We start from the raw sequence: 26,547 nt of genomic DNA, 5'->3' as shown, positions 1-26,547 counted from the left end.
TCCGCCCCCGACGCCGGCGCGCCCGTACACCACGTTCCGCACCGGCTCACCGTCGACGAATCCGGCCAGCCCACGGATCAACTCGTCACGACCACCACCGACAACGACCGCCCGATGCTCGAACACCGACCGCCCCGCCAGCGAGAACCCCACATCCGAAGCGCGCAGCCCCGGACGCTCCCGCACATACTCCAACAACCGCGCCGCCTGCCCGGCCAACGCCGCCGCGGACTTGCCCGACAACACCCACGGCAGCACCGACGGCCCCATCGGCCTCACATCTGCCGAAACACCTTCGGCCGTCGCGGGAACCGAATCCGCCATCCCGCATTCGTCGACGGAGGAGACCACGACATGACAGTTCGCCCCGCCCATACCGAAGGAACTCACACCGGCGATCCGTGGAACGTCCTCGGCCCAGACGCTCGAGACATCGCAAACGCGAATGCCGTGCGAATCCAGGTCCATCCCGGACGGCGGTTCACGGTAGTTCAGACTCGCCGGAATCTTCCGGTTGCGCACGGCCAGAACGGTTTTCACGAGGCCGGCGATTCCGGCCGCGCCGAGCAGATGGCCGATATTGGTTTTGACCGAGCCGACCAGCAACGGGTCATCCGTTGATCGCGGACCGAATACCGCACCCAGCGCCGCCGCCTCCACCGGATCGCCGACTCTGGTTCCGGTCCCGTGCAATTCGACGTAATGCACCGAACGCGGATCGATCCGCGCGTCCTCGTACGCTCGCCGCAAGACATCGACCTGTCCGTCGACACTCGGGACCGCGATGCCGCCGCGGCCCTGTCCACCGTGTCCGGCGGCGCTACCGCGAATGACGGCCAGGATCTCATCGCCGTCCGCGACGGCGTCCGGCAGGCGTTTCAGCAATACCAGCCCGGCGCCTTCGCCCCGGACGTACCCGTCCGCCCGGGAATCGAACGTGAAGCATCTCCCCTGTTCGGAAAGACCGCCGAATCGCGCCTCGATCTCCTCGGCCGCGGCATCGAGATTGAGCTGCACACCACCGGCGACGGCCAGTGCGGATTCCCCCGACGCGAGGCTCCGGCACGCCAGGTGCACGGCCGTCAGTGACGAGGACTGACCACAATCCACCGTCAGGCTGGGCCCGCGCAGCCGCAGGAAATACGAAATGCGATTGGCGAGCATCCCGCGACTGGTACCGGTATGCGAGTAACGGTCGAATACCGCGGACCCGCGGTGCCGCGTCACATCGGCATAGTCGTCACCCATCGCACCGATGAATACGCCGACCCGCTCACCGGCGAGAGTTTCCGGATCGACACCGGAACTTTCGACGAGGTTCCAGGAAAGTTCCAGAGCCACTCGCTGCCGTGGATCCATGGCCGCGGCTTCCCGCGGCGGAATACCGAAGAAATCGGCGTCGAATTCCTCGACATTCCGGAGAAATCGCCCCGATAACCCGCGCGCCGACGATCGAGAATCCCCCGACGGCCGGAGCTGATCCGTCGTCGTAGCGACCTCGACCGCGTTGTTCAGCAGATTCCAGTACTCATCCAGAGTTTCGGCACCGGGGAACCGGCACGCGGCTCCCACGATCGCTACATCTGCCACGACCAGACCACACCCCGATCACTCGACTCTCAGAAACCGCCGCTGTAGGCGATCTCCGACTCCCGATCGAAGACGCGCGACACCACCTCCGGGTGCTCGCGGTAGAAGAAATGACCGCCCGTGGAGGTGATCGAATCGAATTCGCCGCGGGTATACGGCCGCCACCGGGTGAGGCTGGAAATGTGCAGACGCTGTTCGTCCGACGCCGAGATATCGGTGATCGAGGTCTGGATCACCGAATGCGACCATTCCCGGAAACCCGCGGTGAGGTCCGCGACGTAGGGCCGCTGCATCACCTCCCGGTTGGCGCCGCTGAGTTCGGGCGGCAGCTTTCCGGCCGCGTCCGCCGCGGCGAGCCGGCGTTTGGTGTACCGCACCGGACCGCCGTTCAGCCACGCGTAGACCGCTCCCATCCGCCATTCGTTGGGACACGCGCTGACGATCGGGATGAACCGGCCGACCTGCACGCCGAGCTTCTCCAACTCCTGGGTGGCGACGAAGGCGAGCAGACCGCCGAAACTCAACCCGGACAACACCGGCCGGACCGCCCCGATCTCGGCGATCGATTCGGCGACCTCCCGGCCGACCGCGCGCAGGCTGGTCGGATCCGGCTCGTCCTTGCGCACGCTGCGGCCCGGCATCCGCCACACCGCGAAGTCGTAGTCCCCGATGAGCGGTATGAGCGGATTCGCCGTCCACGCCTGTTCGACGCCCGCACCGCCGAACAGCCACACCGACGGCCGTCGCCCGCGATAATCCGCTGTCGGGAACCACCACTTCTCCAGCGCCGTCGGGCCCGAACGCTTCGCGCTCGTACTCACGATTTCTCCTGTTCCTGCTCGAGAAGTTTGACCACGCGGGCCGCGATCGATTCGATGGTCAGGTCCCCGGTGAACTGGAAGACGCTCATCTGTACGTCGAGCTGCTTCTGCACCCGGGCGCCGAACTCGACGCCCATCACCGAATCGATGCCCAGATCCGCGATCGGCCCGCGGGTGTCGATGCTCTCCGGCTCGACGCCGAGCACCTCGGACAGCTGTTCGACGATCACCTTGATGACCGCGGGCGCCCGCTCCTCCGGCGGCAGATTGAGCAGCATCTGACGGGCCGCGGCGGCTTGCTGCGACTCCGGTACCTCATCGACGACCTCCTCGAACCGGCCGCTGGCGGCGGCCACCCGGTGCCCGCTGCGCCACGTCGCCCAATCCACGTCGGCGAGCATGAAATTCGACTGCCCGAACCTGGCGGCATCGAACAGCAGACCCGCACCGCGATCCAGATCGAGGGGATTGAAGCCGAGCATCTCGAGATATTTGGTGACCGCGAGCGATGACTCCGCCATGCCGCCACCGGCCATCGCGCCCCAGTTCACCGACACGGCGGCCAGGCCCTCGGCGCGCCGAGCCGCGGCGAACGCGTCGAGCGTGGCGTTGGCCGCCACGTAGGACGACTGCGGAATGGTCCCGGTGATCGCGCTGATCGAGGAGTAGAGCACGAACGCGTCCAGGTCGAGCCCCCGCTCGCGGGTCGCGGCATCGAGCGCCAGCGCCCCGCCGAGTTTGGGTGCGAACACCGAGCCGAGGGTTGCGGCGCTGATGTCGGCCACCGGTTCGTCGGCGACCACCCCGGCGGTGTGGAATACGCCCCGCAGCGGCCGTTCGGGATCGGCGATCGCGTCCAGGACACGCCCCACCGAGGCCGGATCGCTGACGTCGGCGGATTCGCACACCACATCGACACCCCGCGCGGCCAGCACGTCCAACTGTCGGCGGATGTCATCGGAGGTCACCCCGCGCCGGCCGACGAGCACGAGCCGGGTCGCACCCCGCTGCACCAGCGCCCGCGCGGTCGCCAGACCGAACGCGCCGAAACCACCGGTGATCAGGTAGGTCGCGTCCGGCCGGACCGGCATTGCCGGGGGACGCTGCGGCAGCACTTCGGGGACGTCGGTACGCAGGTCGACCACGACACGTCCCACCTGCGACGCGCGCAGCACCGTCTCGAAGGCGGTGGACAGCTCGGTGATCGGAAACCGCACGTAGGGAAGCGGTTTGACCTCGCCCTTGGCCAGCGCGACGACGCACTCCTGCATGAGCTGCCGGAAACGCTCGGGCCGCTGCGCGAGCAGCCGGTCCATGTCGATGGAGTAGAAGCTCAGATTCCGGTTGAACGGCCGCAGGTCGACGGTGCCGCCGAAATACACGTCCGCCTTGCCGATTTCGATGATCCGCCCGAATTCCGCGGCGACCGCGAAGTCCTGACTGATCACCTCGCCGGGCATCGAGTTGTAGACGACGTCCACGCCGCGGCCGTCGGTGAGGCGCAGCACCTCGTCGACGAAACTCGATGAGCGCGAATCCAATACATGCGTCGCGCCGATATCCCGCACCGCCGCACGACGTTCCGGGGAACCGGCCGTCGCGAACACCGTGGCCCCGAGGCTCGCCGCGACCTGCACGGCCGCCATGCCCATACCGCCGGCCGCACCGTGGATCAACACGCTGTCGCCGGGTCCGAGATCCGCGAGCGTGCGCAGTGAGTAGTACGCGGTGATGTACGGCAGTCCCGAGCCGATGGCCAGCGGATCCAGTTCCTGATGTTCGCCGACGATCGCCCGCGGAGCCCGCACCCACGCGCCGCCGCCATCGACGTCGACGAGGGTGTACCGGCGCAGCAGGCCGCGGGTCGCCACCGCCATCGCGTCGCCGGGCTCGATATCGGTGACCTCGGACCCGACCCGGGTGACGACCCCGTAGCCCTCCATCCCCGGGACGGTGCCGAAATAGGTTCCGGACAACTGCCTTTCGGTGAGGATGCCGAGCACCTTGAGCGGGTCCTTGTAGTTCAGGCCGATCGTCTCGACCCGGATCTCGACCTCGCGCGGGCCGGGCGGCACCCGGTCGCAGGCGCGCAGGGTGAGGTCCTTCAGCAGCCGCGTGCGCGGCAGCACCACCTCGTAGGGCTCCTCGGTGCTCGCCAATGCGGCCGGCACGTCCCACTTCTCGACGAATTCCGCGGCCGAACGCTGCATCCGTTCGGCCGATCGGTTCTCCCCGCGCAGCCGGATCTCGTCCGATTCGGCGGTCGTTCCCCGAATCAGTTCCGCGACAAGGGAATCCACATTCACCGAGCCGTCGGTGTCGATCGACGCCCAGCCGATCGGGTTCTGCTCGTTGGCGAGGGTGCGGCGCAATCCGACCAGGGCGGCGTGCGCCGGATCGAGTTCGGTATCGCCCGGCCCGACCATGCCGTTCCTGGTCACGATGACCACGCGCACGTCGAAGTCGCCCGGGTCGCTGTCGAGCCGGCCGGCGGAGGCGGCGGAGACCACCCGCGCGAACGCCACGACGCGGTAGGCGAGTTCGGCGGCGTCGTAGCCGGGCCCGGCGGCCAGGCCGATCCGCAGATAGCCGTCGCGGGCCAAGGTCTCGGTGAGCCGTTCGGTGGCCGCGCCCACCGCTTCCGCGTCGTCGGGATCCGCGTCCCAGGCCAGCCGGAGCGGTTCGATCGGTCCCCGCGTCACGCCCGAGAGAACGGTGTCGTCGGGCGAGCCGATCGTGACCGCGACGTTGATCGCCCGGCCCTGATCGTTCGGGGCGAGCGGATCGAGGTCCTCCCAGCGCCGTTCGTAGAACAGGCGCTCGAGATCATCCAGCGGATCGGGCGCCACACCGATCGGCGCGAATTCCGCGCCGTAGAGCGCCAGGGCCACTTCGCCGTCGCGATCGGTCAGGAACGCGTCCACCCGCAACGGCTCGGTCGACACCACGGACACGACCGCGAGCAGCTCGTCCGGTATCGGCCCGAACAGCCGCACCCGGTCCACGGCGGCGGGAACGTGCGCGACGGCCCGGGTGCTCTGCGCGGTGCTGCTCGCGGCGAGCAGTACCGCGGCGCACTGGAACGCCGCGTCGGTCAGCGCCGGATGCACCACATGCGGCGCGTCCGGCACGAGGCCGCCTTCCACGAGCCCCCTGGTGTCCAGCTCGGCGACGCAGGTCGTGCCCTGCACCCGGGCCCGCCGGATGCGCCGGAACGCGGGCCCGTAGGCGAGGCCGAGCGCGTCCATCGCCGCGTAGATCTCGTCGTGGTCGAAGGCGATGTCACCGGATTCCTCGGCCGGTACGTCGAGCCGGTGCGCGCCGGACTCCATCTCGACGAGCCGGCCCCAGGCGTGCTGGGTCCACAGGTCCCCGTGGCCCGAGCGCGACTTGATCGACAAGCGTTTGGCGGCGTTCTCGACGGCGACGCGCATCACCGGCACGTCGTGCTCGGAGACGATCAGCGGCGCGATGAACGCGAGGGCGTCCACACCGCACTGGTCGCGGCTGCTGCGCTGCCGCGCCGCGGCCAGGGCCGCGTCGATATATCCCGCACCCGGCAGCACCACCGCACCGCCCACGTTGTGGTCGCGCAGCCACGGCAGGTTGGCCGGGGCCAGGGTGAGTTCCCACTCCGATTCGAGCGAATCGGTGCGGTCGCCGAGCAGCGCGTACCGGTTCGGGTCGCCGTGCCGCGCCCGGAGGGTGCGGATGTTCTCCTCCCACACCTCGAGATCCAGCCACGGATACGGCGGCAGGTCCAGGTGCGCGATCTTCGTGTTCCGGTAGATCTCGGCATCGCCCGGGACGTCGACGGCGCCGACCCGGTACAGCTCCGCGAGCGCGGTCAGCGCCGCGGACTCGGCGTCCTCGTCGCGGTGCAGGGTGCCGATGCCGGCCCCGCTCACACTGTGCCGCACGAACGCCTCACGGATGTTGCCGACCAGCACCGGATGCGGTCCGACCTCGAGGAAGACCCGGAACCGCTCCTCGATCAGCGCGTCGATCGCATCGGCGAATCGGACGGTCTCGCGAACGTTGCGGCACCAGTAGTCCGGATCGGCGAATTCCTTTGCGTCGAACAGGCTTCCGGTCACCGTCGAGTAGACCGGTACGGAGGGCTCGCGCGGCGTCAGCCCCGCCAGCGACTGCCGCAGTTCGTCGAGGATCGGATCCATCAGATGGCTGTGATACGGCACCTCCACCCGCAGCCGCCGCGCGAACATGCCTTCGCCGGTCAGCTCCTCGCGCAACTCCTCGAGCGGCCCCTCGAGGCCCGCGAGCGTCACCGCGGTGGCGCCGTTGACCGCGGCGATGGACACCGCGTCACCGAATCGCTCGAAGCGCGCACGCGCCTCGTCCGGGCCAAGTCCCACCGCGAGCATGCCGCCGCTGCCCGCGGTCCGCGCCTGCAGCCGGGAGCGGTGATAGGCGACGGTGAGCGCGTCGGTCAGCGACAGCGCCCCGCTGACGTACGCCGCGGATACTTCGCCGACGCTGTGTCCGACGATCGCGGCGGGGTGAATTCCCCACTGCGCCAGGTGTTCCACGAGCGCGACCTGAATCAGGAAATTACCGGGCTGCGCGATATCGGTGCGCGCGATGCGGGAGTCGTCCTCGCCGGCGAGCACCTCGTCCAGGATCGACCAGCCCGCGATCTTGCGGAACTCGGTATCGATCTGCTGGGCGGTATCGCGGAACCGGCCCGGCCGACTCAGCAGGGCCCGGCCCATCGCCCACCACTGCGGCCCCATGCCGCTGAATACGAACACCGGGGTGCGCAGGCCTTCCACCAGGACCCGGTCGCCGATCTTGCCCTCCCCGGCGGCGAACGAATCCAGCTGCGCCACAAGGTCTTCGGTATCGGAGAAGACGAAGCCCCGGCGCAGGTGGTGATGGGCGCGACGCTGCACCACCGCGGCCTTGACCCGCGAAACATCAATCGCGCCACCGCCACTGGCCGCATCTACGGTCGGGGACACCGGCTCGGCGGCACCGGACGGCGACCTGAGCAGATCGCCGTACCCGCGCGCGAGCCGTCGCAGCGACTCCTCGCTGCGGGCCGAGACCGGGAACACCCGGACCGTATCGCGGCCCTCGTCGCCGTGCACCGGTTCGGGAGCACGCTCGACCAGGACGTGCGCGTTGGTGCCGCCGTACCCGAAACTGTTGACACCGGCGTGGATTCCGTCGAGATCCTCGACCTCGAGCGGCACGGTCAGGCCCAGATCGTCGAAGGCGATCTCGGGGTTCGGATTCTCCAGATACGCCTGCGGCGCGACGCGTCCCTCTCGCACGGTGAGCGCCGCCTTGATCAGGCCGGCCACCCCGGCCGCCGCCTCGGTGTGGCCGAAGTTGTTCTTCACCGAGCCCATCCGCAGCGGACGGGTGCGGCCCTCGGCCATCCCGTAGGCGCGGCCGAGCGCGGAGGCCTCGAGCGGATCGCCCACGCCGGTGCCGGTGCCGTGCGCCTCGACGTAACCGACTCGGGCGGGGTCGATTCCGGCTTGTTCGACGACCCTGCGGGCCAGCGCGAACTGCGAATCCGGATTGGGGACCGGCAGCGCCAGCGTGCGACCGTCCTGGTTCACGCCGCTGCCGCGGATCACCGCGTAGATCCGATCCCGGTCGCGCACAGCATGTTCCAGGTTCTTGAGCACGACGACACCGACACCCTCACCGCGGCCGTAGCCGTCGGCGGAGGCGTCGAACGACTTGCAGCGGCCGTCCACGGACAGGAACCGGCCCTTGCACATCGTGATGAACGTCTCGGGCTGGAAGATCACGTTGGAGCCGCCGACGAGCGCGATATCGCACTCCCCGTCGACGATCGCGCGCACGCCGAGATGGGTGGCCACGAGCGAGGAGGAGCACGCGGTGTCCACGGTCAGGCTGGGCCCGTGCAGGTCGAAGGTGTACGCGATCCGGTTGGACAGCAACGTCTGTGACGAGCTGGTGGCGGCGAAGTTGTCGATCCGGTCCAGCGCGTGCGAGCCGGCCTTGCCCACCGCGTTGTCGTTGGTGAAGCCGCCGATGAACGTGCCCACCGTGGAACCGGTGACATGTCCGGCGACGCCCGCGTCGTCGAGCGCCTCCCAGGACACCTGCAGCAAGCGCCGCTGCTGCGGATCGAGGGTCGCGGCCTCGCGCCGGGAGATTCCGAAGAAGTCCGAGTCGAAACGCGCGAAATGTTCGTCGACGAATGATGCGTGCCGGGTGTACATCCGGCCCGGAGCTTCCGGATCAGGGTCGTAGTAACGGTCGACATCCCATCGCGAGTCCGGGATCTCGGTGACCGCATCTCCCTTGCGCACCAGGAAATCCCAGAAACTCGACGAGTCGACGATACCCCCGGGATACCTGCACCCGATTCCGATTATGGCGATGGCAACCATGGCCCCCACTTAGAGAGTGTCTGGAAACTGATGACGGCAGAATTATGGGGCGGGTAGCCCTGTGTTGTCCAGGCGTTCCACGGAATTCGCTCAGCAGGCGACAAACGCAAACGTTCTCACGTATGGTGATGACCATGCTGTGCCAAGATCGCTGTCGCACTTGGGCATACGTGCTGCTGACAGCATCCGCAACAAGCGATCATAGCCCGGTCATCGACGCTTCGGGGCTATCGATAACCCCAATGGTGGGAATATCATGAAAGTCTCATTCGACCTGATCGAGAGTTTCGGTCGGTTAGCTCGCAAACGACCGCTGTTCGTGATATGCGCCTGGATCGCCGTCGCGGGCATACTGAATATCGCTGTCCCGCAAATCAGCTCGGTTGCCTCGAATCATTCGGCGGATTTCATCCCCAGGGATGCACCGGCGGTACGCGCGCTGCAGAACATGGGAATCACGTTCCACGAGTCCACTTCGTCCGGCTCCGCGTACATCGTATTGAATCACGCAGGGGGCCTGAACGATACCGACCGCGCTTATTACCGCAAACTCGTCGCCGCCCTGCGGCACGACACCGCCCACGTCCAGTCCCTCCAGGATCTGTGGGGCGATCCGACGACCGCGCCCGCGGCGCTGAGCGCCGACAAGACCACGACCTACGCACTCGTTCGATTGGTCGGCGACTCGGGCACTTCCGCGTCCATCGCGTCGGTGAACTCCATCCGTACGACCATCCACGACCTCGCGCGCCCGCCGGGTCTCACGGTCCTGACCACCGGCCCCGCCGCGACGATCTCCGACGAGTTCTCGGGTATCGAGTCCTCGCTCCCGTACGTCACCGCGTTGACCGTCCTGTGCATCATGCTGGTGCTGTTCGCCGTCTACCGCTCGGTGGCGGCGGTCGCGATACCGCTGGCCACGATCGGCCTGGCCCTCGGGGTTTCGAACGGAGCGGCGGCCTTTCTCGGCATGCACGGGATGCCGCTGTCGATCTTCTCGGTGTCGCTGCTGTCGGCGATCGTGCTGGGGGCGGGGACCGATTACGCGATCTTCCTGATCAGCCGCTACCACGAGTCCCGTCGGTCCGGTGTGTCCCCGACCGAGGCGATGACATCCAGTTATCCGCGGATCGCCTCGGTGATCATGGCATCGGGCCTGGTCGTGACGCTCACCTGCGCGGGTATGTCGGTGACCCGGATCGGCCTGTTCCGCACCGTGGGGCTGCCGTGCGCGATCGGCGTCTTCGTGACCCTGCTGGCCGCACTCACGCTGACCCCCGCGATGATCGCTCTGGCGATCCGGATGGGCATGCTCGAACCGCGCAAACAGTCCGGCAGAGCACGCTATTGGCGCTGGATCGCGGTGCACACGGTGCGGCGGCCCGGTCGCGCGCTGGCGTTCTCGCTCGGCGGTCTCATCCTGTTCGCCGCGGTCATCCCGACCATCCATCTGAGCTACGACGAACGGCAGGCCCAGCGCGCCACCACCGACAGCAACCGGGGCTACGACATCGTCGCCCAGCACTACCACGGCAATATCCTGCTGCCCGAATACGTCACTGTCACAGCCGATCACGACCTGCGCAACACCAAGGACTTCGCGGCGCTGGAATCGGTGTCGGCCGCCGTCGCGAAGGTGCCCGGAGTGATTTCGGTGCAGTCGATCAGCCGCCCGCTGGGCACGACGATCGCCGAGAGCTCGCTGGGCTATCAGGCCGGGGTGGTGGCGGACGGGCTGTCCGGCGGCGTGGTCCAACTCGCCGCCGCACAGCCGCAGATCCATCAGCTGACCGACGGCACCGGCCGCCTGGCCGACGGCGCGCAGACCCTGCACGAGGGCTCACAGCAGCTCAGCGCGGGGTTGAAACAGGCCGTCGCCGGGTCGGGACAGCTGGTGAACGGGGACGTTCAGCTCGACAACGGGCTGCACGCAGCGCGTTCGGGCACGAAGCAACTGCGCGACGGCGCGGATCAGCTGACGAACGGCTCACGTCAGCTCGCGGACGGTGTGGGGCAGGCGCTGTCCTTCCTGAACACCCCGCAGAGCAATCTCGCGGCGCTCCGCCAGCAAACGGCCGCGACGCCGAACTGCGATGCGCAGCCGATGTGCGCGGCGTCGAAATCGCTACTGGCATTCATGGATTCGACCCCGGCGGGACAGGCCCTGACCAACGCCGAGCGGTTGCGGAACGGGGTGCAGCAGGTCGCGGACGGCAACCGCCGGCTGGCCGACGGCCTGGCCCAGCTGGACGACGGGCTGACCCGGGCGAGCGACGGCGCCGGCGCGCTGCTGGACGGCCAGCGCCGCCTGGACACCGGCCTGCGTCAACTCGACGCGGGCGCGGACCAACTCGTGGCGGGCAGCGGCCTGCTCGCCGACGGTTCCACCCGGGTCGACGACGGCGTCAACCTGATGACCTCGCAGCTGTCCCGGTTGCAGACCGGGCTGAAGACCGCGTCGGACTATCTGAGCGAGCTGCGCCGGAACACCGCGGCCGGTAACACCGGCGGGTTCTACATTCCGCAGTGGGCCATGTCCCGCCCCGATCTGCAGACCGCCATCGGGCTGTTCATCTCGCCGGACGGCCATATGGCCCGGATGATCGTCACCGATTCCGGCGATCCGTTCAGCACGCAGGCGATGGCCCGCACCGGCGCGATCCTGGACACCGCGCGACAGGCGGTGCGGGGCACGGATTTACACGCCTCGGCGGTCGAGATCACCGGCCTGACACCCACCTATCGGGACCTGCGGGCGATGGCGCTGCGCGATTTCGCCACCATCGTCGTGCTCGCGAGTCTGCTCGCCCTGATCGTCATCGCGGTCCTGATGCGCAGCCTCGTGGTGCCCCTCTACGTGGTGGGTTCGGCGATCCTGTCGTTCGGCGCGGCCCTGGGGGTGAGCGTCGCGATCTGGCAGCACCTGCTGCATCGGCCGTTGCACTGGGCTGTACCGTCATTGGCGTTCATCATCCTGGTGGCGGTGGCAGCCGATTACAACGTGCTGCTGACCTCACGCGTGCGCGATCGGATGTTGCAGTCCAGTGCTGGTCTGCGCGGGTCGCCCCGATCGTCCATCATCCAGGCGGTGACCTCGACCGGCGGCGTGATCACCACTGCCGGTGCGGTTTTCGCGATCACCATGCTGGCGCTCACCGCGGCCGCGGTCGGCAATACCGCACAGGTCGGCTTCACCATCGGTCTCGGTCTGATCATCGACACGATGGTCGTGCGGACCATCGTCGTGCCGGCGATCGCGGCAGTGCTCGGGCCGCGGAACTGGTGGCCACATCACATGATATTTCGAAGGAGTATCGAGCCATGACAGCCGATGTCGCCTTTGTCTTCTCGGGTTACGGCGCCCTGTGGGAAGGCATGGGGGTGGCCCTGATGCACGAGGACGCGACGTTCCGGGCCGCGATCCACGAGGTGTCCGGACAGTTCGACAACCATTTGGACTGGTCGGTCGAGGATCAGCTGAAATCCGCGCGGACCGGTGACTACCGGAACCTGACCGTCGGCGGACCGGCGATCTTCGCGATCCAGTTCGGGCTGATCCGCGCGCTGGCCGAACGCGATATCGCGCCCGCGGTGACCGTCGGGGTCAGCTTCGGCGAGTACGCCGCCGCGACCGCCTCCGGCATCCTGGCACTCCCCGAGGCATGCCGGCTCGTCGCCGCGTCGGCGCTCGCGCTGAAGGCCGCCAACGGAATCGGCGGCACGGCGACCGCGGCCATCTCCGAGGAGCGCGCGCACGAGATCGCCGCCGCCTCGAACGGCGATATCCAGATCGCCGTCGTCATGTCCGAGGGCGGCGTCCTGCTCGCGGGGACGAATTCCGCACTGGACGAGCTGGGCACCCGATTGGCCCGCGAGGGCGTCTACTACCGCATGCTCGACGAATTCCCCTACCCCTACCACTCACCCCTCATGGCGGGTGTGTGCACCCTGTTCCGTCAGCAGATGGATTCCGTGCACACCACCCCCGCCACCACTCCGATGATCTCCACCGTGACCGGCGACCACGTCGAAGGCCCCGACCTCGACATCGATTACTGGACACAACATTTCGTCACCACCACGCTGCTGCGCCAAGCAGCCGAGCGCGCCGCCCGAACCGAACGGATCTTCCTCGAGGTAGGCCCTCGCCCCCATCTGCAAACCCCCCTGCGCACCCACCGCCGCCCCGACGGCGAACGCCTCCTGGTCCTGCCCACCCTGACCCGCCACAAACCCGGCCAAACCGCACTCGACGAGGCAGCGGACCGCATCCGGGCGCACACGGGATGACCCGCCCGCCCCCGCTCAGGTTGGAAACACCGACGAGACGAGTCCCATCACAATGCGAGCAGATTTGTTTCTCTGTCTCCCATGGGTTTCCGTCGACGAACCTGCACGTCGTGAGGTCCCTCGGCCCGAAACCAACGGTCCTGGAACCGCATTCGACCACGATCCGATATGTCCGCTTGATGATCCTGCCGCTGCCCGGACGTACGATGATCGGCTCTCCGGCCAGATCGGCGGCCAGGAACTTCTCGTCTCGCGTGCCGATCGGCACACCACGCCGAGTCCTCGGCCCCCGGCGTTCGATCGCGAACACCCGCGAGGCATTCGATTCGAGCCAGGTCGTCACTCTCGATTCGGCACGTTCGATGAGGACGTCACCGAACATGCCGCCATCCGCCCGAGCCCGACCGCTCTCCCGATCCGACATGCCGCCCGCCCTCCCGCGCAGATCAGCGCCCCGCCCTCGAGATCCTCACGACAAGTTTGCCAGACCGCGCACATCGCCGAGCCGACGGAGCCGAGGGCGAGAGCGGTCCGGAGGGAAGTGGACGGATTGCCGGTAGCCCGATCCCAGGTCCTGTCCGTATAACGCCGCCAGTGATGGGACGCTGGGAGCGCGGGCGTCAGGGCGACGGCACACGCTCAATGGCCGGCGTCGGCATTGCCGGCCTTCCATTCCGGCCACGGGACGTTCCAGTCGCCGAGGCCGTCGACGCCCGAAAGGGTGCTTCCCACAGTGTTTTTCACGATGGCGATATCGCCGCGTTTGGCGTTCTGGTAGACCCAGCGGGCGTCGGAGGGGCTCAGGTTCAGGCAGCCGTGGCTGGTGTTGACGTAGCCCTGCTGGCCCACCGACCATGGGGCCGAGTGCATGAAGATGCCGCTGTAGGACATCCGGGTGGCCCAGTCGACGCGGCTGCGGTAGCCGCCGGGCGCGGTGGCGGCGACGCCGAAGGTGGAGGAGTCCATGATCATGTGGTCGAAGCGGTCGCTGATGATGTAGACGCCGTTGTTGGTCGGCGACGACGCCTTGCCCATCGAGGTCGGCATCGTCCGCACCACCTGGCCGTTGTGTTCGACGGTCACCGTCTTGGTGTTGTCGTCGGCGGTGAAGACCATGGGATCGCCGATGGTGAAATTGGAGTGGATATCGCTGTCGGCGATCAGCCCCCGGCCCAGATCCTGGCCGTAGGTGTTCACATCGACGGTGATCCGGGTGCCGCGCATCCAGAAATGCTCTGGCCGCCAACGCACTTCACGCTTGTTCACCCAGTAGAACGCGCCCTCGACCGGCGGCGTCGTGGTCACCTTGATCGCATTCTGCACCGCGTGACGATCCGGAATGTCCTCGTCGAACTGCACCGCCACCGGCTGGCCGATGCCCACCACCTCGTTCTCCCCCGGCAGCAGCCACGGATGGGTGCGGTTCGCCGGTTGCATCGTGGTGAAACTCAACGCCTTGGTGCCCGCGCCGCCGATGCCGATCGCCGTGGCCCGCAGCCGGTAGGTCCGCCCGAACCCGAGCTGTTCATCGGCCTGCCAGGACCGCCCGTCCGGCGCGATCCGCCCCGGCACCGGCTTCCCGTCCGGTGTCAGCAGCGATACGTCGGTGAGCAGGCCGTCATCCACCCGCACCCGAACCGGATCGGCCACCGGCACGTTCACCGCGCCGTCCGGGACCGGCACGACGATCTTCGGCGTGATCATCGCGAGCAACGGCTGCCGTTCGATGCCCGCCCCCGGCCCCCGCGCCTGCGCCTCACACCCCGCCACCAGCGCAACCACCGACATCACCGCGACCAGATACGACAGCCCCCGACACCCCTGCCGATCCCTGCCCATAGGCAACCTCGTTCCAGTCGGGCGCACCCGGGCAGCCCCGGCTGCGCAACTCACCAGACACCCACACGGATGAACCGAGACCACGCGCCCCTCATACTGCCAGCCGGAACCACCCCAACCCCGCAAAACACGAATACCCCACATCCCACCCCCCTCCGACCAGGCGATTTCACGTTCCGACAGCCGAACTGTTATGGTTTCCCTCGCACCGGAACGGAGCCCAAGGGCCCCGGAACGGAACACTGCACAAGCGCCATTAGCTCAATTGGCAGAGCAGCTGACTCTTAATCAGCGGGTTCGGGGTTCGAGTCCCTGATGGCGCACTCGAAAAACCATCTTTCATCAGCCCATAAGCTCGGGACAGGAATCTCCCGACAGTGGCTACTACACACTTCACTGCACACTATCGGCCCGCACGGGCGAAGGCCGGAATCCGGGCCGTTGCCGCCGCTCTCGCGCTGTTCGCCTTCGGGGGAACCGCAGCCGGATGGGCCGGTAACGCGCACGCCGACACGATCCCGGCCGCGCATCCCGTCGCCTCCCCCATGGAGGACCAGGCCGCCATGGCGGCGTTCTCCACTCAGTTCGACACCGCGACCGCGGTCGGCGGATTCGGCGGCACCGTAGTCGGCGCCGGCGTCGGCTGCTTGGTCGGCGCGGGCATCGTGGCGGTCCCGACCGCGCTGATGGCCACCCCGGTGGGCTGCCTCGCCGGTGCCGCGGCCGGTGCGGGTGTCGGCGGCGTCGTCGGCACGATCGTCGTCGGCGGTCCCACGCTGGCACTCGCCGGTACCGATCTGCTCGGCACGCTGACCGCCGCGCCCGGAACCACGAAGTGGGCCCAGCGGTGACGATGTGCGCCTGCGGCCACCCCCGCAATCAGCACAGCTGGATTCTGCGAATCTGCAAGGCACCCACCGCTTTCGCCGCGGTCGCGGGCACGGCACCGCTCTCAGGGCGCGTGTGCCTGTGCGTGCGGTACCGCTCCACCTCGCCAGGATGGCTCGCCCGGATCTTCCGGAAACTCACGCGGCACTGATCGTTCGCGCCAAGCCCGGAACACCCCGGGCCCGGTGTTGACCATCAGAACCTCACTCGCACAAGGAGATGACGACCGCGGCCTGCACCTACACGATAAAGCCCTACATCCTCGCGGGCCACGACCGGTACAGCGCGAGCTGCACCACCTGTGACGTGCCCTGTAGCGGTTGGACCCAGGCCGACGCCCTCGCAGCATTCGCGGCGCACCGCGACATGCCCGCACCGCCCGCTGATGTGCTCGCGCAGCCCTTGACCGCGGCCATCGTCCACCAGTTCCCCGCGTACTTCATCAGCGGTCGGGGCCGTCAGATCGCCAGCAAGACCGACTGCGGTCACGGTTACTTTCTGACCGACTCGTGCCCCTGCTGCCCCTGATCGTTTGCGCCGCGCCCACCACTCCGGTGGACGCGGTGTTGACCACCAGGCCGCCAGTCCGACAAGGAATCTCCGATGGATACGACACCCGATACGCCGGTCGCAGATCAGCTCGCCAAGGCGCGCGCCGATCTGGACAAGGCGACGACCGCGGTCAAGCTCGCCAACGCGAAGCGGGCCCGGCTGGCCGCCGAGGTTCGCGCGCTCGAGGCCGAGGCCGAGATCGAGGCCATGCGCATCCAGGCTCGCGCCGACCGTGAGCGTGCTGAGGAGGCCGAGAGACGGGCCGAGGCTGCCGAGGATGCCCTCGAGCAAGAGCGACGCGTGCACCTGAAAGAGGAACGGGCGCACGCCGCCGAGATCGAGCGGCTCAAAAGGCCGGCATCCAAGAGGGCGAACGGCCGCAAGGACGACGGTGCGCCCGGACATGCGCCTATCGCTGAGCCGGGCAATCGATCTGGCGCGGCGGCCACTCTCGCCATCGTGCCGGACGCGGGCCCGCCCGAGTAGACGCGAAGGAGTGGAACCAGAGCGCACCACGGTGCGTCGAATCTGTACGTGACGCAAATGCCTCGGGGCGGCGCAGAGCGAGCCGAACCGCGCGCAATGCCGAGAGCCCCTCGGACGCGATACCGTCGAGCGGTGAAGCGCACCCAATGGAAGATTCACGGCGAGAATCTGGTCGACGAGAACCGCCACATCCGGTTGTCGACGGTCGATGTCGAGCTACCGGACGGCGTGAAGTTCACCCAGTACGTTGCGCGGATGCCGCGGTGCGCAATGACGCTGGTACTCAACGAGAACCGCGAGGTGCTGCTCATGTACCGGCACCGGTTCATCATCGATCAATGGGTGTGGGAGCTGCCCGGGGGTTACGTCGACCACGCCGAAAATGTGGCCGCCGCTGCGGCGCGCGAGGTCGAGGAAGAGACCGGCTGGCGGCCCGAGTCCATGGAGCACCTCGTCACCTATCAGCCATCGATCGGAAGTCTCGACCAGCCGCAGGAGATCTATCTCGCACGCGGCGCGGAACTCACCGAGACCGCACCGGACATCAACGAAGCCGAAGATGTCCGGTGGTTCCCGCTCGCCGAAGCGGTCGCAATGATCGACCGAGGCGAGATCGTCGGCGCCGCAACCGTCGTCGGCGTCTACCGGGCCCTCAGTCTCGTCGGGTAGTGAGCACGCCTACCTGCTGACGGAAATCTGCGATGTCTGGCATCGCGTCGTAAGGGGCGAGTCGCCTGCGCAGATCGCGGAGGTAGGCATAGCTGCGGCGCGATGACAGTCCGGTTGCCAGGTCAACCGCTTCGCGGCCGATTCGGAGGGCTTCGCGCGGATCTTCAGCTGCCCGGGCTGCCGCGAGGAGCGACAGATTGAATGCGCGGCCTCGCGGATAGCCTTCGGACATGTCCAGGGACTGCTCGGCGAACCGCGCTGTGCGCACATCGTCGCCGAGATCTCGGAAACAGTGCGCGACCTTCGCGGACATGTAGGCAGCGTCGAAGTAGGCCAGCCATTCCGGACGATCTGAGGACTCTGCCCGAGAAAATGTTCGTTCCGCGGCGTTCAACGACACCGCGCACGACGCATCATCTCGGCGAGCGGCGTGCCCGTGTGCTTCGACCATGTGGCATTCAGATTCGAGCGCGGCCAATCCCGCACTGCGGGCCGAGATTTGGGCGGCGCGCGCCAGGTCTACGGCATCGCCCGGTCGACCGACATAGGTAGCTTGGTGGCTCATCGCGGCGAGAATCTCGGCACCGAGCCCAGGATCGCCAGCCGCACGGGCCAGCCGTAGCGCCTGGATCAGGTACCGCTGCGCGACACCGTGTTCCTCTTGGTCGTAGGCCGCCCATCCGGCGAGCTTGGTCAGCTCAGCAGTCACCGCGAAGAGTTGGCGACCTACGGGTTCGGCGTATTGACCGCGCAATAGCGGTGAGACTGAACTGTGTAGGTATTGCACGATTGTCGATCGAACGCGGCCACCGCCGACCTTGTTGTCGAGATCGCGGAATGCGGCGGCCATGGTACGCAGGGCATCCACGTCGCTCTGTCCAACGCGGCGATTCCCCGCGGACACAGGATGTTCGGGCCCGGGTAGCGTCAGCCACCGCATCGAAGCAGCAGGGTAGACCGCCACCGCATACGAGGCACCAAGCAGGAACCTCCTGCGTTCCACGTCACTCCTCCACAATGTTGTCACCGAGGCCGTTGCTTCCGTGAGGCTCAGTGCGAATTCCAGGCCGATATCGACAGGATCAGCCGCGCCGGGCATCCCGCAATCTTCAGGACACACTCTGCGGCCGAGCATTTCGGACATCACCGCCGCAATCAGTTCCGGCGCTGGCGAATTAGGCCGTTCTCCAGCTAGCCATCGCCCAACCGAACGGTGATCGTAGGCCAGCTCGAGGCCGATCGCGTGTCCGCGATCGACCACGCGCCGCGCTAGACCGGCGCGACTCACCCCGCACTGGTCGAGGAGATCGTCGAGTTCCCGATTGGGCTGTTTGGGCTGGCGTCCCATAGTCGGAGTGTGGCACGCGCAACCCAGCAGCGCCACAACCCATTCGATTCTCACACCCCCTCTGCACACCCCCACCCCACCTGCACACATTCACCCATTACGCATGCCTTCCGCAGGGCTACAAGGTCCGGTCTCCTGAAAGTCATGGACGTGGCGCAGGTTCTTCGCGATGCAGTCGCGGAGATAGCTCATCGCATCAATCGCGCCGACAGCACGCGACAGAACACGGAGACCGAGGGGCATGACGACAACCACGACAGCACCGGGACGCCTTGCGATCTGCTGCCTGCGCCCGGATCTGATTCCCACACCTGACCGCGCCCGCGTGGAGCAGGAGATGACCGAGCTCGGCACGCGGCTTGGCCGCGCCGTCGACCTCACCACGGTGATCATCGATCCCACGCGTGAGGGCCCCTGGGCAACCATCGCGAACGCAATCAGCACCACGCATGCCACCGACGTCATCGTCCCAGATCTCACGCATGTCGAGGGGATCGAGACGCTCATCCGGGAGCGCGCGCAACTGATCACGTTGGCGGGTGAACGAGTTCTGCAGCGCATCCACCTCCGCGCGGGTGCGCCGGCATGAGCGCCGAGGCGACAACCTGGGTGATCGTCGGCGCGCTCGTATTCGCCGCGTTCGGATCGATCACTGTGATGGTGGTCCGCGATGTGCGCTACCCGCGCGGCGATTTCATACCCGCCAGGCCCGAGCCTGCGCACCACAGGGCACCGGAATACCCGACCGTGTGGCTACACGCCGCGCCCAGCGACCCGCCGACGATTCCCCAGGCGCATCGCGACATGCAGTTGCATAGGCTCTGCTCCCGAGACGAGTGCGGTCGCAAGAACGCCGCGTACCAGGCGCTGCGAGCGGCAGGGCGGATCCGGGCATGAGTGATTACCTGAGGTACTACGTCACCGACAGCGGATACCAGATCGTCGGCCCGGACGGCTGGCCTCGCGCTCAGGAGGAAGCCGCGGCCGATCTCGAATCCGATTCTCAGCCTGCCACTCTGGACGTTCCGGCGATCGACGTCGAGCCGGTAAGCGTGCTGGACGTCGAGATCTCCCGCGAGATCGAGAGCTGACGGCGCACGAGAACCTGCCGCAACGGAGGCCCAGCACACCCGAGACACCACACCGAGCCGGATCGGCATCGTTCGCGCTGCTGATCCGCGTCGCGACCGGCCTCGACCAGTGGGCCGAGCGCGACCGGCATGACCAGGGGCCATCGAAATCCGAATAGCCCCGCCAGCCAAGGGGGAACCGCATGGCATCGCCGAACAACTTTGCCCACCAACAGAAAACGGCCACGACATACCTGGACGTCGCCACCAACGACCACGGGGACGAAAAGGGCGCGCTCGTCCACCGCGCCATCACCCGCCTGCGGACCGACGAGCCTCACATTGTGGAGATCGGTCCGGGGGGTGGTGCGGCCGTGCAGTATCTCGCGACCAAGCTCGCCGCCGACACCGGTGCCCGGCTGACACTGATCGAAGCTCCCGGCGTCGCATCGCAATCCCTCGCGCGGGCGATGGATTCATTCGCCGCGGTCGGGGCATGCTACCTCGTCTCCGGTTGGGCGCACGACCTTCCGAGCCTGTTGCCCGAACCTGTCGACGTGATCAGCGCGTCGGCCCTTATGCACGAGGTCTATTCCTACGGCGGTGCTTACGCCGGCCTGCACACGATGATGCGCACGTTGCCGACAGTTATCCGGCACTACGGGTTCTTCGTCTACCGTGACGTGTATGCCGTCGAGGCTGCGGATCTGCACGAGCGGGTCGTGCACTGCTACAGCTCCCGGTCGTGGCTACAGTTCCTGCGGATGTTCGTGCCGCATTACCTCACCGAGGGCGCGCACCCGTACCACCGGCACGACGATGAGCTTGTGGCGCGGCAGAATTCGCGGATCGTGCCGATAGCGGATCTCGACACGCACGTGTGCGCGGTGATCGAGGGGCCGATCGGGCTGTTCCGCGAAGTGCAACGGCACTACATCACGTTCCGTGATCACGTGTGGCGCTCGGGGGTTCTCGGCTTCCGGCCGATCCTGGACGGCCCACAGGCGGCCGACTGGATCGACTTCCGCTCCGGCCACAAACGCGTCCACTACACGCTCACCGAGACCGCGGCATCGTCGCCGCAGCGGACAGCGTTGATCGCGGTGAGCGAACCGTACTTCGACCATCACGTGATCGACGGCGATATTTTCGACGCCGTCTCCGACACTGCGCTGATGGCGTTCCTGACGGGCGCCGAGTTCGCCGACGTCCGATGCGAACCTGCCTGGAACGCGTGGCTCGCCCGCGAGGGCCGAGAAACCTACGCGTACCTCACCGTGAACGATCTGCTCACCGCGTTCGCGGTCAACAGCCTTGAAGGGCCGCCGGACCAGGATTCGGTGTTGATGCCGGTGTCGACCGAGGACGTATTCACCCGGGATCGCCGCTACTACAATCGGTTTCTCGCCAAGCGGCTCCCGAACCCGCTACTCGATGCGAAACAGTTCGTGCTGTTCCAGAACATCCCGATCGACGATGTTCACACGCTTCAGCGCGCGCTGACCACGCTGCAAGGTGTGTGCTCAAAGTCGAACTTCGCTCGCTTGCACACCGCGATCCACTGGAGAGGATGAACCATATGCCCCTGATCGAGGTCGAGCGCAAACGCGCTCTGCCGGACGACGACGAGTTGTACCGGAGACTCGTCGCACTCGGCTACCGCAAGGACGACCAGGTCACCGAAACCGATATCTACTACAGCCGCAGCGATATCGACTACATGGAGACGGTCGAGTGTCTGCGTATCCGCAGCCGCGGCGACTTCGCCGAGATCACCTATAAACCGCCGTCCAACCCCAGCACTCACGGTGCCGGCCACATCATCGCGAAGCAGGAAATCAACGCCACGCTCGCCAGCGCCGTCGACGCCAAGGCCGCGCGGGCGCTGCTCGAGGCGATCGGCATGGTCGAACTCGTCGAGGTGGAGAAGGATCGCCGCATCTTCCGGCATCCCGAACGTAGCGACACCGTCGTCTCACTCGACCGCGTTACCGGTGCAGGAGAATTCGTCGAGACCGAGGTGACCGGACCCGATCGGGACAGCGCAGCCGTACACCTCGAGCAGGTGGAGCGCGAACTGGGCATCGAGGACTACGCCGTCGTTACGCTGCCGTACCGCGACCTCGTGATGGCCGAACTCAGCGCGTGATCGCACACACATGAAAAGAGCACCCCGGCCGAATACGGCCGGGGCGCTTGCTGTGTCGAGGGACTTGAGTCCTCAGTACGCTCGAATCGATTGTGCCGGTTGCGATTCGCCGCCAAGATGATGCAGCGCGCGACGTCTCCAGTCGGGGGGAGTCGCCCCGCCGGGCCGCTACCGGGTCGCGCCGTTCCACACTCTTCGAGGGGAAAACCTATGGGCGGGAAGCTCATCTCTCTGGTTGTCGGTGTCCTGCTGGCGATCGGCCTCACGGCCGGATTCGCGTCCTCGGCCTCGGCCGAGGCTCCGCCGGCCCCGGTCGCCGCGCCGGTGATCGTGCTCGCCGCGAACGAGCCCGCCGCGGTGGTGCCGCCGGTCGGCACGCAGGTCGAGCTGTGCCTGATGAACGGCGACACGATGGAAGTCCGCGCCGCCATCGGCGCGGTGATAGGCGCGATAGCCGGACTCCCGATCTTCATCGTCGGTGCGATCCCAGGCGCGCTGATCGGCGCCGGAATCGGGGCGCTGTCCTGGCAGATCGCCTCGTGGTCGATGCGCACCCAGGGCGGCTGCACGCACTGATCCGGATCTGTCGGTACCCGCTGTTATGGGGAGCACCGGCAGGCAGGTCTATCACGGCCGTCCCTCACGACCCAGTTTCGAGGGGACGGCCGTTGGCGGATCTACCTATGGAATCGATGCCAGCATCACATCGGCGAGCTCGGACGACCCTTGATAGCTCGGATGGGTGCCATCGCAGGTCAGCAGCGCATAGTCGAGCCCGGACACCGCCTCCAACAACGACGACACGCGATCCTCGACGCACCACCGTTTCCGATCCGCCCACCACCTGCTATACGGGTAGTCCGCGTCACCCACCTGGGTGAGCGACAGCATCAGCCGTCCGGAGGGCATCGTGCGCTTGGCCGGCCGATATCGTTGCCACTCGTACCTTTCCGACCGGTCAGTTCATCCGGATTGGGCAGGACCTCGCGTTCCTCACCCTCCTCCGCCAAAGACACCCGGAACACCAGATCGCAGGCCGTGATCTCGGCGCCGTCACGGGTTCGCTGCCTAGTCGACCGCGTATCCCAGCGCTGCGGCATCGACCAGAATCGAGTGCATAATCCTCTGCGACTGCGGCACCAGCGACGCTGAAATGTCAAAAACCGCCGCGAGATCGGACAAACCCACAAGCAGAGGATGCAGATCATCGACCCTCTCAGGAAGCGCGTGACTAGACCCTGGACCTGAGTATGGTCACCGACGCCGGCTTGACCGTCGTGCAACCTCCCGATGCGTCCGGCCGAGCCGAAATCGTTGTGCGGCAACTAGTTACAGTAGAAAGTGGCGATAGCGGGCGACACGAGTCGAATCCTGGACACGTCTCCACACTTGACAACCGCCTGGAGCGAAAGGATTCATACCACCGGCCGTGCAAGGCCGACGTCGAACGCTTTGAGGCCACAGCCGGTTTTGCTTTGCCGTTGCATCAGCGAAATGCGTTGCCGCACTAGCCCTTCTGCAACCAGCCACCCCCCAGGACAACACGACTACCACCGGCCACACAGCACGGTCGACGGAGACCGCCGGCGTCGCGGCTACAGGCAGGTGTCAGCAACGTCCTGGCCACCCACTGCTGACGCCCACTGCGGCCGTCCCCCTTACCGCTCGGCATCGAGGACCTCACCGAAATCGACGGCCGGGCGGTATAGGCGACCGCCTGGCAGAGCTTCACCCCGATAGCCAACCTCACCGGTCAGAGCCGGCTATCAGCCTCGCCGCGGGCCTGCCCATCGGCATCCAGCTGATCGGGCGACACCTCGCCGACGGCACTGTGCTGCGCGCGGCGGCAGCCTGCGAACGAACCGATCGCTGAACCGATCCGGATGGTGCGGCACACGGTTCCCGTGGTGGCGAGTCGGTCCCGGAAGGCCGCGGCTCGTCGGTCGGCGCGTCTCGCCCGCAGCGATGTGGCCGCGGGCGAGACGCGATGGAACGGCACCGTAATGCGGCCGAAACATGGTGTGCCGATATGCAATATCGGCGCAACCGACCGCTCCTAGGGTGGCCGCATGAGCAAGCAAGCCGCGGGAACCGGGATTCACATCAGCGGCCTGAGTAAGACGTTTCGAGCGGGGCGGCGCACGGTGTCGGCGCTGGATACGGTCGACTTGCATACCGATCAGGGCGCATTCGCCTCCCTGTTGGGCCCTTCGGGGTGCGGCAAGTCGACGGTGCTCAGGATCCTGGCCGGACTCGAGACACCCACTGCGGGTGCGGTGCGCATCGACGGGGCGACACCGGCGGAACTGCGGCGGCGGCACGGATTCGGGATCGCATTCCAGGATTCGGCGCTATTGCCCTGGCGCGGTGTGGAATCCAATATCAAGCTGCCGTTGCAGGTAGCCGGGCTGACGGTGGATCCCGCGACGATCGCCGAACTGATCGCGCTGGTCGGGCTGGAAGGCTTCGAGAAGGCCAAGCCCGCGCAGCTCAGCGGCGGTATGCGACAACGGGTCTCGATCGCGCGGGCACTGGTGCTCGAGCCGAGCGTGCTGCTGCTCGACGAGCCGTTCGGAGCCCTCGACGATATGACCCGGCAGCGGCTCAATCTGGAACTGTTGCGCATCTGGACCGAGAAACCCGCCACCACACTGATGGTCACGCACGGCATCGGTGAGGCGGTGTTCCTGTCCGATGTGGTGGCGGTGATGAGTCCCCGGCCCGGCCGGGTCGTGGAGACGGTGCAGATCGACCTGCCCCGGCCCCGGACACCCGAGATGATGCGCAGTCCCGAATTCCATCGGCTGCACGACCACCTGTCCGAGCTGCTGTTCGGCCGCGGCGGGCACGGTGGAATCGAGGCGGAAGCCGAAGCCGCGCTGGATGTTCCAGGGGCTGCGCAATGAGGCGCGCCGGCGGCCTGCTCGGGCTGGTGCTGTTGCTCGCGCTGTGGTGGCTGCTGGCCGACCTCGGGGTCGGCGGTGGCACCATACCGAGCCCGTGGCGGGTGCTGCACGTCATGTACACCGACGGCTGGGCCCTCTACGGGCCGAACTTCCGGATCACGGCTTCCGGTGCGCTGCAAGGGTTCGCGTGGGGCAACGGGCTGGCGATCGCGCTGGCGATCCTGGTGATGCTGGTGCCGCCGATCGAGTCACTGGCCACCCAGCTGGCGATACTCAGTTATTGCACACCGCTGTTGGCGCTGGGGCCGATCATTCTGGTGGTCTTCGGCGGCCGCACGCCGACGGTCTTCCTCGCCGCCATGTACTGCTTCTTCACCACCATGGTCGGCACGGTGTCGGGCCTGCGCTCGGCCGACCGCACCAGCCTGGATCTGGTCCGAGCCTACGGCGGCGGGCGCTGGCAGCAGCTGCGGCGCGTCCAGCTCGTCGCCGCACTGCCGAATACCTTGGCGGCGTTGAAGATCGCCGCGCCCTCGGCGGTGCTGGGTGCGATCATCGGCGAGTATCTCGGTGGCATCGACAGCGGCATCGGCGTCGCCCTGACCGCGGCGCAGACCTCCTACAATGTGCCGCGCACCTGGGGCATGGCCCTGGCCGCCGCCGCGCTCGCGGGGATCGGCTATGCGGCGGTGGCCCTGGTGGCGCGACTGGTGGCGCCCTGGACAGCACAGGAGGTGCGCTCGTGAGCGCGCTGTGGCGGATTGTGAAATTCCTTCTCCCGCTGGTTATCTCATTGATCCTGATGCTGGCGATCTGGTATGCGTTCCTGAACGCCTTCCCGCAGGTCGGGCCCCGGGTCGGCAAGTCTCCGGGCGACGTGTGGAACTATCTGGTAACCGGCCCCGGCTCCGATACCGCGCGCCAGGCGATCCTGTCCGATCTACGAATCACCCTGCGCGATGCCGCGGTCGGGTTCGGCGGCGGGATGGCCGCGGCGTTGGTGGTGGCGGCACTGTTCGTCACACTGCCCTCGGTCGAGCAGTCGTTCATGCCGGTGGCGATGCTGTTGCGGTCGGTTCCGCTCGTGGCGCTGACACCGATCGTCGTGCTCGTCTTCGGGCGCGGGATCCTCGGCGTGACGGCGCTGGCGGGGATCGTGGTGTTCTTTCCGGCGTTGGTGATGATCATCACCGGCCTGCGCTCGGCCTCCCGGCAGGCGATGGAACTCGTTGCCGTATACGGCGGTTCACGCTGGACTCGGCTGCGGATGGTCGCGGTGCCCGCCGCGCTGCCCTCGGTGTTCGCTGCGGCACGAGTCTCGGTGCCGGGCGCGCTGATCGGTGCGCTGCTGGGCGAGTGGCTCGGCAGCGGAACGGGTTTGGGCGCCGGTCTGATCCGGGCCATCCCCACGTTCCAGTACAACAAGCTCTGGGCATCCATCGTGCTGGTGACGATCGTGTCGGTCCTGCTGTACGCGATCGTCGGCGTGGTGGAGAACGTGATCCTGGCTCGTTTCGGTCCGGCGGCCTAGTTTATGCAGCGGC

Annotated in this window: 21 protein-coding genes and 1 tRNA gene; 16 read left to right on the top strand and 6 right to left on the bottom strand. The window is 67.2% G+C overall.

The window, feature by feature from the left end:
• The 3 genes from AC5WS7_RS33565 to AC5WS7_RS33555 form a co-directional block, all read right to left on the bottom strand.
• Positions 1–1,590 (bottom strand): beta-ketoacyl synthase N-terminal-like domain-containing protein (locus AC5WS7_RS33565; RefSeq protein ID WP_495958636.1); only part of this gene is annotated, 1,590 nt, incomplete at its 3' end.
• 29 nt (positions 1,591–1,619) lie between these two features.
• Positions 1,620–2,411 carry a thioesterase II family protein gene (locus AC5WS7_RS33560; RefSeq protein ID WP_495958635.1) on the bottom strand — a complete coding sequence of 264 codons (792 nt, stop codon included), beginning with the start codon at positions 2,409–2,411 and terminating at the stop codon, positions 1,620–1,622.
• On the bottom strand, positions 2,408–8,806 hold the full coding sequence (locus AC5WS7_RS33555; protein ID WP_495958646.1) for an SDR family NAD(P)-dependent oxidoreductase: 6,399 nt from the start codon (positions 8,804–8,806) through the stop codon (positions 2,408–2,410). Before AC5WS7_RS33555 ends, AC5WS7_RS33560 begins: the two co-directional genes overlap by 4 nt.
• 256 nt (positions 8,807–9,062) lie before the next feature.
• Here AC5WS7_RS33555 and AC5WS7_RS33550 point away from each other — a divergent pair, with 256 nt between their 5' ends.
• Both AC5WS7_RS33550 and AC5WS7_RS33545 read left to right on the top strand, forming a co-directional pair.
• On the top strand, positions 9,063–12,131 hold the full coding sequence (locus AC5WS7_RS33550) for an MMPL/RND family transporter (protein WP_495958634.1): 3,069 nt from the start codon (positions 9,063–9,065) through the stop codon (positions 12,129–12,131).
• Positions 12,128–13,096, top strand: a complete 969-nt coding sequence (locus AC5WS7_RS33545; protein WP_495958633.1) for an acyltransferase domain-containing protein — start codon at positions 12,128–12,130, stop codon at positions 13,094–13,096. The genes AC5WS7_RS33550 and AC5WS7_RS33545 overlap by 4 nt, the downstream gene beginning before the upstream one ends.
• A gap of 639 nt (positions 13,097–13,735) precedes the next feature.
• Here the strand turns inward: AC5WS7_RS33545 and AC5WS7_RS33540 are convergent.
• Complete coding sequence (locus AC5WS7_RS33540) at positions 13,736–14,935, bottom strand: L,D-transpeptidase (RefSeq protein ID WP_495958632.1); 1,200 nt, start codon at positions 14,933–14,935, stop codon at positions 13,736–13,738.
• Between the two features lie 250 nt (positions 14,936–15,185).
• On the opposite strand from AC5WS7_RS33540, the gene AC5WS7_RS33535 reads away from it, so the two are divergent.
• The 5 genes from AC5WS7_RS33535 (at position 15,186) to AC5WS7_RS33515 (ending at position 17,530) form a co-directional block, all read left to right on the top strand.
• Positions 15,186–15,258 (top strand) — tRNA-Lys (locus tag AC5WS7_RS33535).
• A gap of 54 nt (positions 15,259–15,312) precedes the next feature.
• Positions 15,313–15,786 (top strand): hypothetical protein, encoded by a 474-nt coding sequence (locus tag AC5WS7_RS33530; RefSeq protein WP_495958631.1) that lies wholly within the window; start codon positions 15,313–15,315, stop codon positions 15,784–15,786.
• A 256-nt stretch (positions 15,787–16,042) separates the two neighbouring features.
• Positions 16,043–16,351, top strand: coding sequence for a hypothetical protein (locus tag AC5WS7_RS33525; protein ID WP_495958630.1), 309 nt, complete (start codon positions 16,043–16,045; stop codon positions 16,349–16,351).
• A 75-nt stretch (positions 16,352–16,426) separates the two neighbouring features.
• Positions 16,427–16,861, top strand: coding sequence for a hypothetical protein (locus AC5WS7_RS33520; protein ID WP_495958629.1), 435 nt, complete (start codon positions 16,427–16,429; stop codon positions 16,859–16,861).
• 132 nt (positions 16,862–16,993) lie between these two features.
• Positions 16,994–17,530 carry an NUDIX domain-containing protein gene (locus AC5WS7_RS33515; protein WP_495958628.1) on the top strand — a complete coding sequence of 179 codons (537 nt, stop codon included), beginning with the start codon at positions 16,994–16,996 and terminating at the stop codon, positions 17,528–17,530.
• Here AC5WS7_RS33515 and AC5WS7_RS33510 read toward each other — a convergent pair.
• A complete protein-coding gene (locus AC5WS7_RS33510) occupies positions 17,514–18,878 on the bottom strand; it encodes an NsdA family TPR-like regulatory protein (RefSeq protein WP_495958627.1) in 1,365 nt (454 codons plus the stop codon). The two genes, AC5WS7_RS33515 and AC5WS7_RS33510, sit on opposite strands and share 17 nt — an antisense overlap.
• A gap of 241 nt (positions 18,879–19,119) precedes the next feature.
• On the opposite strand from AC5WS7_RS33510, the gene AC5WS7_RS33505 reads away from it, so the two are divergent.
• The 6 genes from AC5WS7_RS33505 (at position 19,120) to AC5WS7_RS33480 (ending at position 22,673) form a co-directional block, all read left to right on the top strand.
• On the top strand, positions 19,120–19,467 hold the full coding sequence (locus AC5WS7_RS33505) for a hypothetical protein (RefSeq protein WP_495958626.1): 348 nt from the start codon (positions 19,120–19,122) through the stop codon (positions 19,465–19,467).
• Entirely contained in the window at positions 19,464–19,775 is a 312-nt protein-coding gene (locus AC5WS7_RS33500; protein ID WP_495958625.1) for a hypothetical protein, read from the top strand. The genes AC5WS7_RS33505 and AC5WS7_RS33500 overlap by 4 nt, the downstream gene beginning before the upstream one ends.
• Positions 19,772–19,969, top strand: a complete 198-nt coding sequence (locus AC5WS7_RS33495; protein ID WP_495958624.1) for a hypothetical protein — start codon at positions 19,772–19,774, stop codon at positions 19,967–19,969. Before AC5WS7_RS33500 ends, AC5WS7_RS33495 begins: the two co-directional genes overlap by 4 nt.
• 182 nt (positions 19,970–20,151) lie before the next feature.
• Positions 20,152–21,522, top strand: coding sequence for a class I SAM-dependent methyltransferase (locus AC5WS7_RS33490; protein ID WP_495958623.1), 1,371 nt, complete (start codon positions 20,152–20,154; stop codon positions 21,520–21,522).
• The gene (gene cyaB, locus AC5WS7_RS33485) at positions 21,519–22,097 is read left to right on the top strand and encodes a class IV adenylate cyclase (RefSeq protein WP_495958622.1); all 579 of its coding nucleotides are present in this window, start codon (positions 21,519–21,521) and stop codon (positions 22,095–22,097) included. The genes AC5WS7_RS33490 and cyaB overlap by 4 nt, the downstream gene beginning before the upstream one ends.
• 210 nt (positions 22,098–22,307) lie before the next feature.
• Positions 22,308–22,673: a hypothetical protein gene (locus AC5WS7_RS33480; protein WP_495958621.1), complete on the top strand. Its 366-nt coding sequence runs from the start codon at positions 22,308–22,310 to the stop codon at positions 22,671–22,673.
• A gap of 105 nt (positions 22,674–22,778) precedes the next feature.
• Here AC5WS7_RS33480 and AC5WS7_RS33475 read toward each other — a convergent pair whose 3' ends face one another.
• Entirely contained in the window at positions 22,779–22,988 is a 210-nt protein-coding gene (locus AC5WS7_RS33475; RefSeq protein ID WP_495958620.1) for a hypothetical protein, read from the bottom strand.
• Positions 22,989–24,166: 1,178 nt separating this feature from the next.
• On the opposite strand from AC5WS7_RS33475, the gene AC5WS7_RS33470 reads away from it, so the two are divergent.
• The 3 genes from AC5WS7_RS33470 to AC5WS7_RS33460 are packed head-to-tail and all read left to right on the top strand — an operon-like array spanning position 24,167 to position 26,534.
• Complete coding sequence (locus AC5WS7_RS33470) at positions 24,167–25,003, top strand: ABC transporter ATP-binding protein (protein WP_495958619.1); 837 nt, start codon at positions 24,167–24,169, stop codon at positions 25,001–25,003.
• A complete protein-coding gene (locus AC5WS7_RS33465) occupies positions 25,000–25,749 on the top strand; it encodes an ABC transporter permease (RefSeq protein ID WP_495958618.1) in 750 nt (249 codons plus the stop codon). Before AC5WS7_RS33470 ends, AC5WS7_RS33465 begins: the two co-directional genes overlap by 4 nt.
• Positions 25,746–26,534: an ABC transporter permease gene (locus tag AC5WS7_RS33460; RefSeq protein ID WP_495958617.1), complete on the top strand. Its 789-nt coding sequence runs from the start codon at positions 25,746–25,748 to the stop codon at positions 26,532–26,534. Before AC5WS7_RS33465 ends, AC5WS7_RS33460 begins: the two co-directional genes overlap by 4 nt.
• The last annotated feature ends 13 nt before the right edge of the window (positions 26,535–26,547 follow it).

Source organism: Nocardia sp. PLKS1-43 (assembly GCF_059510335.1).
This window is presented reverse-complemented; position numbering and strand designations above follow the sequence as displayed.

Bases quoted from the DNA above. Each gene is read 5' to 3' on its own strand.
- AC5WS7_RS33480 (WP_495958621.1), top strand. From the start codon at position 22,308: ATGGGCGGGAAGCTCATCTCTCTGGTTGTCGGTGTCCTGCTGGCGATC.
- AC5WS7_RS33470 (WP_495958619.1), top strand. From the start codon at position 24,167: ATGAGCAAGCAAGCCGCGGGAACCGGGATTCACATCAGCGGCCTGAGT.
- AC5WS7_RS33490 (WP_495958623.1), top strand. From the start codon at position 20,152: ATGGCATCGCCGAACAACTTTGCCCACCAACAGAAAACGGCCACGACA.
- AC5WS7_RS33500 (WP_495958625.1), top strand. From the start codon at position 19,464: ATGAGCGCCGAGGCGACAACCTGGGTGATCGTCGGCGCGCTCGTATTC.
- AC5WS7_RS33540 (WP_495958632.1), bottom strand. From the start codon at position 14,935: ATGGGCAGGGATCGGCAGGGGTGTCGGGGGCTGTCGTATCTGGTCGCG.
- cyaB (WP_495958622.1), top strand. From the start codon at position 21,519: ATGAACCATATGCCCCTGATCGAGGTCGAGCGCAAACGCGCTCTGCCG.
- AC5WS7_RS33510 (WP_495958627.1), bottom strand. From the start codon at position 18,878: ATGGGACGCCAGCCCAAACAGCCCAATCGGGAACTCGACGATCTCCTC.
- AC5WS7_RS33465 (WP_495958618.1), top strand. From the start codon at position 25,000: ATGAGGCGCGCCGGCGGCCTGCTCGGGCTGGTGCTGTTGCTCGCGCTG.
- AC5WS7_RS33520 (WP_495958629.1), top strand. From the start codon at position 16,427: ATGGATACGACACCCGATACGCCGGTCGCAGATCAGCTCGCCAAGGCG.
- AC5WS7_RS33550 (WP_495958634.1), top strand. From the start codon at position 9,063: ATGAAAGTCTCATTCGACCTGATCGAGAGTTTCGGTCGGTTAGCTCGC.
- AC5WS7_RS33545 (WP_495958633.1), top strand. From the start codon at position 12,128: ATGACAGCCGATGTCGCCTTTGTCTTCTCGGGTTACGGCGCCCTGTGG.
- AC5WS7_RS33505 (WP_495958626.1), top strand. From the start codon at position 19,120: ATGACGACAACCACGACAGCACCGGGACGCCTTGCGATCTGCTGCCTG.
- AC5WS7_RS33475 (WP_495958620.1), bottom strand. From the start codon at position 22,988: ATGCTGTCGCTCACCCAGGTGGGTGACGCGGACTACCCGTATAGCAGG.
- AC5WS7_RS33555 (WP_495958646.1), bottom strand. From the start codon at position 8,806: ATGGTTGCCATCGCCATAATCGGAATCGGGTGCAGGTATCCCGGGGGT.
- AC5WS7_RS33495 (WP_495958624.1), top strand. From the start codon at position 19,772: ATGAGTGATTACCTGAGGTACTACGTCACCGACAGCGGATACCAGATC.
- AC5WS7_RS33525 (WP_495958630.1), top strand. From the start codon at position 16,043: ATGACGACCGCGGCCTGCACCTACACGATAAAGCCCTACATCCTCGCG.